This window comes from Christensenella sp., assembly GCF_034927525.1.
In the GTDB taxonomy this organism is placed as follows: domain Bacteria; phylum Bacillota; class Clostridia; order Christensenellales; family Christensenellaceae; genus Christensenella.
Genome location: NZ_JAYFPU010000183.1, coordinates 1 through 13,170 on the forward strand (window position 1 = coordinate 1; position 13,170 = coordinate 13,170).

Genomic DNA, 13,170 nt, shown 5'->3' on the forward strand with positions numbered 1-13,170 from the left:
AAACCTGCCCGTCCGCCAAAGCAGCAGAATGGCGATGCCTACCGACACAACCAGCGCGATAACGGCGGCAGCTTCTTTCATGTCCATCCATTCCGCCGGTAAGGTAACGGACGTACTGTTTGTGCCCCACATAGCGATGCCCCGCGTCAGCATAGCGCTTGCTATTGTGACCAAAATAGCGGGGATGCGCATTACCATAATAAAAAGTCCGTTCAAAAAACCGACCGCGATACAAACGATCAGCGCGAGTATAAATCCCGCAGCCGCATTGCCTGCGGACGCGTTAAAGACAAATATCATTGCCGACAAAGCCATGATCCCGCCCACCGAAAGGTCGAGCCCTCCCGTGCGCGTGGATACCACAGCAGCCACGGCAAGCGGTGCCACCAGGCAAAATTGCTGCCATACGTTTGCCGCGTTTTCTGCGGCCGCAATGTCCTGCGACCCAACGATGAACAAGATCGTCGTTACTGTGGCAAGCACGGCCAATGCGCAAAACGCCAGCCAGTTATTTAAAAAATGTATGCCCTTCTTCAACCGCCGCATCGCGGCATGGTCGAGCTGGTCTACAGGGGAAGCAGGCTTTTTCATTCGGTTATCCTTCCTGGTCTGTTGATGATATGCAACAAAAAACCCGCTTAATAAGCGGGTTTTTTCAGTGTTTACACAAACGAGGCCATCCAGGCATGCCGTTGCACAGGCATGTGTAAAACCTCGCTTCAAAACTGTTTTTGCCTTTTTCAGTATAACAGAGGCATAAACTTGTTACAATAACAAACGAGGATGTTTGAATCTTTATCTGCCGCGTGTTCTCATAGGATTCTTTTCTACGCAACTTCGAATTGGCTGTTGTAAAGCTCGGCGTAAAAACCTCCTTTTTGCATGAGCGCCTCATGGTTTCCGCTTTCTATGATGTCGCCGTCCTTGAGCACTAAAATGACGTCCGCGTTCTTGATCGTAGAAAGCCTGTGCGCAATGACAAACGAGGTGCGCCCCTGCATCAGCTTGTCCATCGCCCGCTGGATCAGCAATTCTGTTCTTGTGTCGATCGAGCTCGTCGCCTCATCAAGGATCAGCATTGGGGCATCGTCGATCATTGCCCGCGCGATCGTTATTTGCTGCCGCTGGCCTGCCGAAAGGTTGACCTTGTCGTCCAAAACCGTATCATAGCCGTTTGGAAGCGTGCGGATAAAGTGGTGCAGGCCGACAGCCGTACAGGCATTTTCGATCATTTCATCCGTCACATTCTGTTTGTTGTAAACAATGTTTTCGCGTATCGTCCCCTCAAAAAGCCACGTGTCCTGCAACACCATGCAAAAGGCCGAATGTACCTGCTCCCTTGTCATTTGGCTGATGGGAACGCCGTCGATCAGGATTTCCCCGCCATTGATTTCGTTAAAGCGCATAAGCAGGTTGACGAGCGTCGTTTTTCCCGCTCCGGTGGGACCGACGATCGCTATTTTCTGTCCGGGTTGCACCTTTGCGGAAAAATCTTTGATGATGATCCTATCTGTACCTTCATACCCAAATTTCACATGCTTAAATTCTACGCACCCTTTTATTTCGTGAGCCTCCGCTTTTTTATGGCCTTCGTCTTTCATTTCTTCGGCGTCTAAAAACTCAAACACACGTTCCCCCGCGGCAGTTGCCATTTGCAGCCCCTGCGTAAGCTGGGCGATTTGTGTAATGGGCTGCGTGAATAGACGGACATACACCAGGAATGCTACGATCACCCCAAAAGGGATCGCGCCGGAAAGCGCCAATGCCGCACCGACGACGCTTACCGCGACATAGCCGATGTTATCCACAAAAATCATGATCGGCATCATCATGCCCGAAAGGAATTGTGCCATATAGGTATTTTTCTTTAGTTTTTTGTTGAACCCCTGAAAAACCTCATGTGTTTGCTGCTCGCCATTGTACGCCTTTACAACTGTATGCCCCGCAAAGGTCTCCTCGACATGGCCGTTGATCTTTCCCAGATACTTTTGCTGACCGTCAAAATGCTTTTGGGATTTTTTCATGATCACCATCATGATCACAAAGCCAATGAGCACAGAACCCACCGCGGTGAGCGCCATGATCCAGTTTGTGATGAACATCATAATGAGAGAACCGCCGAGCATTGTGATCGACGCAACAAGCGTCGTCAGGCTGGTGTTTAGATTCTGCCCCAGCGTATCCACATCGTTTGTGATACGTGAGAGGATATCCCCTGTGGTGTTTTTATGATAGAACCACATGGGCAGCCGGTTGATCTTTTTTTCGATGTCCGAACGCAGGCTTTTGGATATTTTTTGCGTGATCGTCGCCATGATCCAACCCTGTATTGTGGAAAAGGCCGCGCTCAGCACATAGATCGCCGCCAAAAAAATACCTGTTTTCGCAATGCCGGCAATGTCGATGGTCGACGACAGCCCTGCTGTGATCATGTTTGTGATTTCCGACAGTTTATCAGGGCCGATCAATGCAAGAACCGTACCCGCCACCGCCGTAATAATGGCAATGATAAACCCTGCCATGTGCTTTTTGGAATAAGAAAATAACTGTTTCCACGTTTTTTTCGCGTTCTTTGCTTTTTCGATCGTTCCGCCCACGCCTGCTCCAAAATCGGCGGAACCCATCGCATCTATTTGATCCGTTCTTTGATCGTTGATCCTTTCTTTACTCATTCTCCAGTTCCTCCTTTGAAAGCTGCGAATAGGCAATCTCCCTGTATACTTCACAGGTTTTCATCAACTCGCGGTGCACGCCCATCCCTGCGATCCTGCCGTTTTCCAAAACAATGATCTTGTCGGCGTCTTTGATCGTCCCGATACGCTGCGCAACGATCAACACCGTGGCGCCCTTCGCGCTTTTTTTCAGGTCGCTTCGCAGTTGCCGGTCCGTTTTGTAATCAAGCGCGGAAAAGCTGTCGTCGAAAATCAGGATTTCCGGTTCCCGCGCAATCGCACGCGCGATGGACAGCCGTTGCTTTTGCCCGCCTGAAAGGTTTGTTCCCCCCGGTGCGATGTATCCTTCATAATCATTCTCCATATTTTCCACAAAATCAGTGCTTTGCGCGGTCGCGATCGCCGCGACGACCGTTTCTTTCGGAATATCTTTCGAGCCATTTGAGCCAAAGGATACGTTGGAAGAAACACTGCCTTGGAACAGTACCGCTTTTTGGGACACATAACCGATCTTATTGCGCAGCACGGACTGCGCATAGTCTTTGACATTTATACCATCCACCAAAACCTCGCCGCCTGTGACATCATAAAACCTTGGGATCAGATTGATCACAGTGCTCTTTCCGCAGCCCGTCGAGCCGATAAAAGCAACGGTTTCTCCTTTTTTTGCCTGGAAGCTAAGGTTCTCCAGCACATAATCATCCGCGTCGGGATATTTGAAATTGACATTTCTAAATTCGATTTCGCCGCTCATACCGTTTTTGGATTCGCTAATGTATCCATCTTTGATAACCGGTTCCGTACCAAGTACTTCGTTGACCCTGCTTGCTGACACGCTTGCGCGAGGAAGCAGTGTCAGTACCACGACAAGCATCATAAACGCCATCAGCAACTGGATCGCATAGGAAGAGAATACCATCATATCTGAGAACAGGGTAAGACGCTGCGTCACTGCTGCGGCGGTGATCAACGCCGCGCCAATCCAATATACCGACAGCGTCAATCCGTTCATGATCAGCTCTACCCCCGGCATCATAACCGCCATCGCCCTGTTTGCGAACATATTCGTACGGGTAAGCGTTTCGTTCTTTTTCTCGAATTTTTTCTCCTGATATTTCTCTGCGTTATAAGCGCGGACAACGCGGATACCCGTGAGGTGCTCCCTTGAAACGCGGTTGATGTCATCGGTTTGCTGCTGAAGCATTTTGAATTTAGGGATCACCAGCGCGATCAGCACGCCTGCCAAAAGAACCAACGCGCCAACAGCGACCCCCGCCGAGAGCGACCATTGCCAGCTTTTGCTCATGATTTTTATGATGGCCCATACCACCAGGATCGGCGTTTTAATGATGATCTGCAGTCCAATCACGACGAAATTTTGGATCTGCGTGATGTCGTTGGTCGTCCTTGTAATGAGGCTCGGGATCGTAAAGTGGCCTACCTCCTCCATCGTAAACGATTGTACCTTTTGAAACAGCTTGGTCCTAAGCCGTGCCGATAAGTTAGAAGCGATCCTTGCGGCAAACCACGCGATTGCGATGGACACCGCGGCGCTTCCTACGGTAATGAGCAGCATACTGCCACCCGCGGCCAGAATTTCATTCATTTGGCTTCCGGGCATTTGTACAAGCTCTGTGATTTTTCCCATATATTCAGGCAGCGTCAGGTCGAGCCGCACCTGAAAGACGATGAGAACAACGCTCACCCCAATAAAGCCCCATTCTTTTGTTGTAAGGTTTTTTAGTATTTTGATCAAAGCTATTCCTCCATTCGGTTATAAAATAAAGAGCCAATAAAATGTTTTCACGATTTTATTGGCTCTGCGTCTGTGCGTCGGGCTCAGAAATCACGGTTGTTTTTAAATTTTTTAGATCGATCAGAACAGTTCTTCTGCATTTGGGACAAAACAGCGGAAACCGTTCCAGTATCGTGTCATATCGTGCCCTGACCCTGGTTTTGCTTTCGCAAACAGGACAATGCACCCATTTTTCTTCATTCAATGATCATCACGTCCTTTATTCAAGCTGTCTTTCAATTCAGTAATTCCCTTTTGATAATACTCTTCGTAAATATCGAGGAACATCAGCAACACTTCGCTTTGCTCGAGCGTCAGCCGTCCCAACGCACTCTGCTCGACCGTCAATAACGGTTCAACGAGCCGCTTCGCATACTTTTTCCCTTTTCCACTCAATGTTACCTGTTTGTTCCTGCGGTCTGACTTGCTTTCCGCAAGCTCCACATATCCTTGTTCCCAAAACGATTTCACGATCATATTCACGCTTTGCTTGTTGAATTGGCTTTGCTCGCAGATCAGCTTTTGCGTACAATCCATCTGGTTTTCATAGATGATCGTCAAAACGGCAAGGCTCATTGGCGTCAATCCTGCCGCCTTTGCATATTCTTCGGACAGCCTGTTGATGGAGTTCCATTTCTCCGTCATCCTTGCTTCCTGTTCTTTGCTCCATTTTCCTTCCATATCTGCGCCCTCACTAAGTCCAACGTTTTAACAGTTGTTGTTTTGGACTATTTTATCGCTTTTTGCTTTTCTTGTCAAGAAAGAAAGTGTGAATGATTTGTTAATTGAAAACAAAAAGCCGTTTTTCAGAAAGCGTCACTCAAAATTTTTCTTGTCATTCTCTAAAGGGTAAATTAAAGTGTGGCAAAAGGGTAAAAACATCACAAAACGCAAAAGAACCGCTATATAAGCGGTTCTTTTTGGCGGAGAAGGAGGGATTTGAACCCTCGCGCCGATTACCTCAGCCTACTCCCTTAGCAGGGGAGCCCCTTCAGCCGTACTTGGGTACTTCTCCAACTGAATTTTGATAATTTATATTAAGCGGCTTTGCCTCCGCAATTTTTAAAAATTGGCGGAGAGGATGGGATTCGAACCCATGTGGGCTTGCACCCTAACGGTTTTCAAGACCGCCCCGTTATGACCGCTTCGGTACCTCTCCAGAAGAAATATTCCGCAGCTTTATGAACATCTCCCATTCAAATACGCTTTAACAGTATACCAAACCACGCGCTTTATTGTCAAGCAATAATCACCTTTAAATCGTCCTCAATATCCTGCACGGATTTCCGACGGCAATACAGTTTCCCGGGATGTCTTTTGTGACCACGCTGCCCGCACCGATCGTCGTGTTGTTGCCGATCCTAACGCCCGGGCATACGATGACCCCTGCGCCCAGCCACACATTGTCGCCGATCATGACCGGCTTACCGTATTCCTTCCCTGTCAGGCGCTCCGCCGGATCGATCGGGTGCGTTGCCGCGATGATCTGTACCCCTGGCGCGATCAGCACATTTTCGCCAATGTCCACCCTGCATACATCAAGGATCGTACAGCCGAAATTGATGTATGTCCCTTTGCCGATCGTGATATTGCTGCCATAATCCACATAAAATGGCTGCCGTACGGTAACGCTTCCCCTTTGTGCGCACACCAGCTCGCAAAACGTTTCGTCGATCTTTTCCGGCTCGGCAGGACTGATTTCGTTCAGCTGCCTGCACAACAAGGCCGCGCGCATCTGCTCCTTTTGCAGCTGTGCATCTGTCGCATCGTAATATTCACCGTGCAGCATCTTTTCTTTTTCCGTCATACTTTTCTCCCACATATACAAAAACCGGCACAATCTGTGCCGGTTTTATGCACTTCTTATTCCTTCGGCATTTCTGGCACTTCGTTTTCTTCCGTCTCGCAGCCACAGCCTTCCGGGTCTGCCTCATCGTATTCGTTTTCCACGAATTTGGCGACGCATACGACCTTTGTCTCGTCGTCCACACGCATCAGCCTTACGCCCTGTGTGGAACGTCCGATCAACGAAATCTCGTCGACGCTCATACGGATGACCACGCCCGCATCGTTGATGAGCATGATCTCTTCGCTGCCGTCCACGATCTTAAGCCCGCACATCTTTCCTGTCTTGTCAGTGATGTTCATGGTCTTAAGGCCAATACCGCCGCGCGTCTGCAGCCTGTATTCGCTTGCCTCCGTACGCTTGCCGTAGCCGTTCTCCGTGATGACCAGTATCTGCTTGTCCTTTTCCACGATACAAGCGTCCACGACCTCATCACCCGCGCGCAGCTTGATTGCGCGTACACCTGTGGAAACACGGCCCATGGGGCGCACGTTCTCTTCGTTGAAGATGATAGACATGCCGTTGCGCGTACCGACAACGATATTCTTGCTGCCGTCCGTCTCCATAACAGAGATCAACTCGTCGTCTTCGCGCAGATTGACCGCCCGCAACCCGTTCTGGCGAATATTGGAATATTCCGAGAACGGCGTTTTCTTGATCACGCCGCCCTTGGTGACGATCACAAGATTGGAATGCTTTTCGATCTCCGTCTCAATGGGGAACACGGCGGATATCTTCTCATCCGGATCGAGGTTGAGCATATTGACGATCGCCGTTCCCTTTGCCGTCCTTCCGGATTCAGGGATCTGGTAGCACTTTTTCATATATACCTTGCCCTTGTTCGTGAAGAACAAAAGCTGGTTGTGCGTACACGTCACGAATACCTGCTCCGCAAAATCCTCCTCGCGCGTAGACATCGCCGTGATGCCCCGCCCGCCGCGCCTCTGGGCACGGTATGTCTCTAGGCTGATGCGCTTGATATACCCGTAATGCGTAAGCGTCACGACCATATCCTCGCGTGCAATCAGCTCGTCGAGATCGATGTCGTCTTCGTCAAACGTAATCTCCGTACGGCGTGCATCCGCATATTTATCACGAATTTCCACAAGGTCTTCCTTGATGATGTCAAGAACCATCTGCGGCGTACAAAGGATCGCGTTGAAATGCTCGATCTTCGCGAGTATCTCCTGATATTCCGCTTCGATCTTGTCGCGCTCGAGGCCTGTTAAGCGCTGCAAACGCATATCGAGGATCGCCTGTGCCTGTATTTCCGAAAGCCCGAACCGCTCTGAAAGCGCCGCGCGCGCAGTGACCGCATCCGGCGATTTTTTGATCAGCGCAACGATCTCGTCGATATTGTCGAGCGCAATAATGAGGCCTTCTAAAATATGCGCACGTTTCTGCGCTTTTTCCAGCTCGAATTTCGTACGGCGTACGATGACTTCCTTCTGGTGCTCGAGGTAATATTCCAGCACCTGCTTTAAGCCAAGCACCCGTGGCTCGTCTTCGACGAGGGCAAGCATGATCACGCCGAACGTATCCTGCATCTGTGTATGCTTGTACAAATGATTGAGCACGACGTTCGCGTTCGCGTTGCGTTTTAATTCGATCACAATGCGCATACCCGACTTGTCCGATTCGTCTCGCAGGTCGGAAATCCCTTCCAGCCGCTTGTCATGAACAAGCTCCGCGATCTTTTCCACCAGCGACGCCTTGTTGACCTGATACGGTATCTCAGTTACGATGATACGCTCGCGGTCTTCGCCATGCTTTTCGATCTCCGCCTTTGCTCGCACGCGAATTCTGCCGCGGCCCGTTTTATACGCTTCGCGGATGCCCGATACGCCCATAATGATACCGCCCGTCGGAAAGTCCGGCCCGGGCATGATGTCAATGAGCTCCTCAGTCGTGATCTCTGCATTGTCGATAAGCGCGATCGTCGCATTGATCGTCTCTGCCAGATTGTGCGGCGGGATGTTTGTCGCCATACCGACCGCGATGCCGCCCGTACCGTTTACGAGCAGGTTTGGAAAACGCGCGGGCAGCACTGAAGGCTGCTCCAGCGTTTCGTCAAAGTTAGGATAAAAATCCACGGTATCCTTATCGATATCGCGCATCAGCTCCATCGTGATCTTTGACATACGCGCTTCCGTATAACGCATGGCAGCCGCGCCGTCGCCGTCTACAGAACCAAAGTTCCCGTGACCGTCGACAAGCTGGTGGCGGATGGAAAAGTCCTGCGCCATCCTGACCATTGCGTCATAAACCGCCGTATCGCCGTGCGGATGATACTTACCAAGCACGTCGCCCACAAGACGCGCGCTTTTGCGGTATGGTTTGTCCGGATACATGCTGAGCTCGCCCATTGAATAAAGGATACGCCTGTGAACAGGCTTCAAACCGTCGCGCACATCCGGCAGCGCACGGTTGATGATGACCGCCATCGCATATGCGATAAACGATTTCTGCATCTCCTTATTGATATCAATAGGTACGATGTTTTTCGTAATTTCCAAAACAATTACCTCGTCCTTCAAAGTTTGTAAACTTTATTTTATCCTCAAACGTCCAGATTAGAGACCAGCTTGGCGTTTTCTTCAATAAACTCCCTGCGCGGCTCCACGCTGTCGCCCATCAGTATAGAAAACGTTTCCTCGATCTCGATCGCGTTTTCCATATCCACCTGCAAGAGCGTGCGCGTTTCAGGGTCCATCGTTGTATCCCATAGCTGGTCGGGGTTCATCTCGCCGAGACCTTTATACCGCTGGATGGCAGCGCCGTCGCCCACCTCCGCCAGATATTCCTGCAGCGCTTCGTCGCTGTATAAGTATTTATCTTCCTTGCCCTTTTTGCTGACCTTGTAAAGCGGCGGCTGCGCGATATATACATAGCCGCCTTCGATCAGTGGGCGCATATAGCGGTAGAAGAACGTGAGCAGCAAAATACGGATATGGCTGCCGTCGACGTCCGCATCCGTCATGCACACGATCTTATGATAACGCAATTTTTCTACATCGAACTCGTCGCCCATGCCCGCGCCGAACGCTGTGATCATCGCTTTGATCTCCGCGTTTGCAAGTGCACGGTCCTGCCGTGCTTTTTCCACATTCAAAATCTTGCCGCGCAGCGGTAAAATAGCCTGAAAGCGTCTGTCCCGTCCCTGCTTGGCGCTGCCGCCCGCGCTATCTCCCTCAACGATAAATATCTCGCACTTGCTGGCGTCCTTTTCCGAGCAGTCCGCAAGCTTGCCCGGCAAAGCCGCAGATTCGAGCGCCGTTTTACGCCGCGTCAGCTCCCTTGCCTTTTTCGCCGCTTCGCGCGCGCGCTTTGCAGTCAGGCATTTATCCACAATGACCTTTGCCGTGGCGGGGTTTTCCTCCAAAAACGCATTGAGCCCCTCTGCGACTGTGCTGTCCGTCAATGCGCGCATCTCGCTGTTACCAAGCTTTGTCTTGGTCTGTCCCTCAAACTGCGGGTCTGTAAGCTTCACGCTGATGATAGCCGTCAGGCCTTCCCTGATGTCCTCGCCTGAGAGCGTAGGCTCATTTTCCTTAACAAGCTTCATGCGCTTTGCATAATCGTTCACAACGCGCGTCAGCGCGTTTTTAAAGCCATTCAAATGTGAACCGCCCTCGTGCGTAGAAATGTTGTTCGCAAACGAGAAAATATTTTCCGCATATCCCTCGTTGTACTGCATCGCCACCTCCACGATGGACGTCCCTTTTTCCGTACAGAAATATACCGGATCTTCAAAGAGCGGACTTTTGTTTTTATTCAGGTACTGCACGAAGGACTTGATGCCTCCCTCGTAACAATACACTTTTTCCAACGGTTTTTCGCCGCGCAGGTCTTTTAGCGTGATGCTGATTCCCCTGTTAAGGAACGCCATCTCACGCAAACGTACGCGCAGCGTATCATATACAAAATTAACGTCTTCAAAAATCTCGGGGTCCGGCCAGAAGCGGATCTCCGTTCCTGTTTCATCCTCCCCGCAATGATCCGCGATCTCCAGCGTAGAAGTGGGCGCGCCCCGTTCAAAGGACTGCTGGTAAACGTTCCCCTCGCGCCGTACCTTTGCCACAAGCTTCTGCGAAAGCGCATTTACGACAGATACACCCACGCCGTGCAGGCCGCCGGACACCTTATATCCTTCGCCGCCGAACTTTCCGCCCGCATGCAGCATGGTGAGCGCTACCTCAAGCGTCGATACCCCCGCCTGCGGGTGCATGCCTGTCGGGATGCCGCGACCGTTGTCGCGCACATAAATACTGCCGTCTTCTTCGATTACGACGTAGATATCCGTACAATATCCCGCCATCGCCTCGTCGATTGAGTTATCCACGATCTCGTATACGAGGTGGTGCAGCCCACGCAGGTCGGTAGACCCAATGTACATGCCCGGACGCTTCCTTACAGGTTCTAACCCCTCTAAAATCTGGATTTGACTTTCGTCATACTGTTCATGTTGATTACTCATTCATGTACCTCTCTTTTATCGCAAAACACGGTTTTCGTCATTCAGCTCAAATTTCTTGCTGCGCTTTAGCAGCGTGCGCGCCGAAATAGGCGAAAGAAAGCCGCGTCTCTCGTCTTTTTCCTGTGTGATGATGATGGATTTAGGGTCTTCTTCCGTGATTTTCACACACTCGATCCCCTTTAAAAAAAGGCTTGTATCTTCGTTGCTTACAGCCTCTTCATAATCCAGTATCATAACGATATTCTTTGTCTTCGCAAAATAGTCGCTTCCCAAATGTAAAATCATATAAAGCAAAACTCTCCTACTATATATATTATACTATATATATATATAATAGGGAAGCGTTTTTTAGCTTTTTGGCGTGATAATTCCGCCTGAAACTTCGAATTTATGCACATGTTCTGTGGATTCTATTTTTTCTGTTCCTGCCGTGGTAATAAAGACCTGTATCCCCTTAAGGGCTTTGAGTAAATTTTTCTTGCGCGCATCATCAAGTTCTGAAAACACATCGTCGAGCAAAAGAACGGGTCTCTCTCCCGTACTTTCCTCAAGGATTCTAAGGCATGCTGTTTTAACAGCCAGCATAAGCGTCCTGAGCTGCCCCTGAGACGCGTAAACGCGTACGTCCTTATCATTTATCATAATATCGATATCGTCCCTGTGAGGGCCTGCTGCGCAGCTAAAATCGGCAATCTCTTTTTTAACCAGTTTTTGCAGCGTTTCACGGATGCTTTCTTCGGGGATGGATTCCTTATAGCGGATATTGATTTTTTCCGTCCCGCCTGATATCTCCTGGTGCGTCTCATTCACATATTCGTTCAGCTTTTTAATATATGCTTTCCTGTTTTTCAATATCATTTTGATATAGCTCTCCAGCTGTTCGTTATAAGCCTCGAGCATGATTTCTTTTTTATCCACACGCTTTGAACGCAACAAGGCATTTTTTTCTGCAATGATGCGCGTATATTTTTTTAAAGCATCCACATACGAAGGCCGGATTTTGGATATCTCACCATCAAGAAACGCGCGCCGCAGGGACGGCCCCTCTTTTGCCGTTTTGATATCCTCCGGCGAAAAAACGACGACATAAAGGTTTCCCAACAATTCCCTTAAGCTCCTCGCGGGGATACCATTGATTTTCAGGCTTTTCTTTTTTTCTTTTTCGATCAACACTTCGATATGGTTTATTTGTTCATTGCGTTCGAATGCAGCCTTGATATACGCTTCGTTTTGCTCAAACATGATCGTTTTACTATCCGTATTCACGCGGAATGATTTTCCGTTCGCGCAAATATTGATCGCCTCCAAAACGTTGGTTTTTCCCTGCGCGTTCCTGCCGTAAAGGATATTGATGCCCGGGTAAAAATCGATATTCAGTTGTTCATAATTTCTGAAATGAATCAGCCTGATATTTTTTAAAAACATCAATCTTTCCCTTCAAAAGTTCAAAAAGTGCGTATACCAAACCCAGTATACGCACTTTCTTCCTATTTCTTCAAGCTCAGTCTTCACGCAGCTGCACGGGCAAAATCAGATATTCGTAGATATCCGAATTTTCCTGCTTGACGATACACGGACTAACGCCCGTATTGTATTGCATCAGTATTTCAGGCTCATCCACACACTTTAAGATATCCAGCACATACTTTGCGTTGAACGCGATCTTCAGATCGTTTCCTTCCGTGATCACAGGAATCTTCTCATCAATATTCCCCATTTCCGAATTGGAAGTGATATCTAAGTTTTTTTCCCTTATTTCAAATTTCACGACATTATTGCTTCCCTCGCGGGCGAGGATAGACGCACGCTCTATACTGTCTTTGAGCATTCCCGTCTCCACCTTGACGCTCGTCGCGCAATCCTTTGGCAGAAGATTCTTGTAATTGATATATTCCCCCTCCAGAAGCCGCGTGAATATCTGCGTATGGTTCGCTTCAAAAAGCGCCATATTCCCACTGATCGATATTTTGATATTTTCTTCCGTATCGTCTATGATCCTTGAAACCTCGCGCAGCGTACGCGCCGGGATCACACAGCTTTTTTCGATGTCCGATATCGCCTGCTGCTTTCTCACCGCCATACGGTATCCGTCAAGCGCCACGACCGTCAGCGAATCTTTTCCAATATCGAATAAAAGCCCTGTCAAAATCGGCTTGTCTTCATTGACCGCAGCAGCGAATATCGTCTGGTTGATCATACTCTTCAGTACATTCTGCGCGATCTTGATCTGTTCATTTTGCTCCAGCACAGGGAATATCGGAAATTCTTCCGGATTCATTTGCTGCAGCACGACCTTTGAAGTCAGGCAGCTGATCTCCACAGAATTTTCATTAATACTGGAAAAATTTACGTCGCTGTCCGGAAAACGGTTGATGATTTC

At 49.3% G+C, this 13,170-nt stretch carries 10 protein-coding genes, 2 tRNA genes and 1 pseudogene; all 13 read right to left on the reverse strand.

Annotated features, from left to right (window positions below):
* Positions 1 to 591, reverse strand: a pseudogene (locus VB081_RS07535) (hypothetical protein); the annotation flags it as partial.
* Between the two features lie 236 nt (positions 592 to 827).
* Positions 828 to 2,672 carry an ABC transporter ATP-binding protein gene (locus VB081_RS07540; RefSeq protein WP_323400212.1) on the reverse strand — a complete coding sequence of 615 codons (1,845 nt, stop codon included), beginning with the start codon at positions 2,670 to 2,672 and terminating at the stop codon, positions 828 to 830.
* Complete coding sequence (locus VB081_RS07545) at positions 2,665 to 4,428, reverse strand: ABC transporter ATP-binding protein (RefSeq protein ID WP_323400213.1); 1,764 nt, start codon at positions 4,426 to 4,428, stop codon at positions 2,665 to 2,667. The genes VB081_RS07540 and VB081_RS07545 overlap by 8 nt, the downstream gene beginning before the upstream one ends.
* 55 nt (positions 4,429 to 4,483) lie before the next feature.
* On the reverse strand, positions 4,484 to 4,654 hold the full coding sequence (locus VB081_RS07550) for a cysteine-rich KTR domain-containing protein (RefSeq protein WP_442872713.1): 171 nt from the start codon (positions 4,652 to 4,654) through the stop codon (positions 4,484 to 4,486).
* Positions 4,655 to 4,668: 14 nt separating this feature from the next.
* Positions 4,669 to 5,148: a MarR family winged helix-turn-helix transcriptional regulator gene (locus VB081_RS07555; RefSeq protein ID WP_323400215.1), complete on the reverse strand. Its 480-nt coding sequence runs from the start codon at positions 5,146 to 5,148 to the stop codon at positions 4,669 to 4,671.
* Between the two features lie 240 nt (positions 5,149 to 5,388).
* A tRNA-Ser gene (locus VB081_RS07560) sits at positions 5,389 to 5,482 on the reverse strand.
* 55 nt (positions 5,483 to 5,537) lie between these two features.
* Positions 5,538 to 5,626: transfer RNA gene (locus VB081_RS07565), tRNA-Ser, on the reverse strand.
* A gap of 96 nt (positions 5,627 to 5,722) precedes the next feature.
* The gene (locus VB081_RS07570) at positions 5,723 to 6,274 is read right to left on the reverse strand and encodes a sugar O-acetyltransferase (RefSeq protein WP_323400216.1); all 552 of its coding nucleotides are present in this window, start codon (positions 6,272 to 6,274) and stop codon (positions 5,723 to 5,725) included.
* A 56-nt stretch (positions 6,275 to 6,330) separates the two neighbouring features.
* Positions 6,331 to 8,829: a DNA gyrase subunit A gene (gene gyrA / locus VB081_RS07575; RefSeq protein ID WP_323400217.1), complete on the reverse strand. Its 2,499-nt coding sequence runs from the start codon at positions 8,827 to 8,829 to the stop codon at positions 6,331 to 6,333.
* A 44-nt stretch (positions 8,830 to 8,873) separates the two neighbouring features.
* Positions 8,874 to 10,790: a DNA topoisomerase (ATP-hydrolyzing) subunit B gene (gene gyrB, locus VB081_RS07580; protein WP_323400218.1), complete on the reverse strand. Its 1,917-nt coding sequence runs from the start codon at positions 10,788 to 10,790 to the stop codon at positions 8,874 to 8,876.
* Between the two features lie 15 nt (positions 10,791 to 10,805).
* Positions 10,806 to 11,075, reverse strand: coding sequence for an extracellular matrix regulator RemB (remB, locus tag VB081_RS07585; protein WP_323400219.1), 270 nt, complete (start codon positions 11,073 to 11,075; stop codon positions 10,806 to 10,808).
* A 63-nt stretch (positions 11,076 to 11,138) separates the two neighbouring features.
* Positions 11,139 to 12,215 carry a DNA replication/repair protein RecF gene (gene recF / locus VB081_RS07590; protein ID WP_323400220.1) on the reverse strand — a complete coding sequence of 359 codons (1,077 nt, stop codon included), beginning with the start codon at positions 12,213 to 12,215 and terminating at the stop codon, positions 11,139 to 11,141.
* A 76-nt stretch (positions 12,216 to 12,291) separates the two neighbouring features.
* Positions 12,292 to 13,170 (reverse strand): DNA polymerase III subunit beta (dnaN, locus tag VB081_RS07595; RefSeq protein ID WP_323400221.1); only part of this gene is annotated, 879 nt, incomplete at its 5' end.

What these genes read in the sequence shown, in the direction of transcription:
- VB081_RS07540 (WP_323400212.1), bottom strand. Translation starts at nt 2,672, where the DNA reads ATGAGTAAAGAAAGGATCAACGATCAAAGAACGGATCAAATAGATGCG.
- VB081_RS07555 (WP_323400215.1), bottom strand. Translation starts at nt 5,148, where the DNA reads ATGGAAGGAAAATGGAGCAAAGAACAGGAAGCAAGGATGACGGAGAAA.
- VB081_RS07570 (WP_323400216.1), bottom strand. Translation starts at nt 6,274, where the DNA reads ATGACGGAAAAAGAAAAGATGCTGCACGGTGAATATTACGATGCGACA.
- gyrB (WP_323400218.1), bottom strand. Translation starts at nt 10,790, where the DNA reads ATGAGTAATCAACATGAACAGTATGACGAAAGTCAAATCCAGATTTTA.
- remB (WP_323400219.1), bottom strand. Translation starts at nt 11,075, where the DNA reads ATGATTTTACATTTGGGAAGCGACTATTTTGCGAAGACAAAGAATATC.
- recF (WP_323400220.1), bottom strand. Translation starts at nt 12,215, where the DNA reads ATGTTTTTAAAAAATATCAGGCTGATTCATTTCAGAAATTATGAACAA.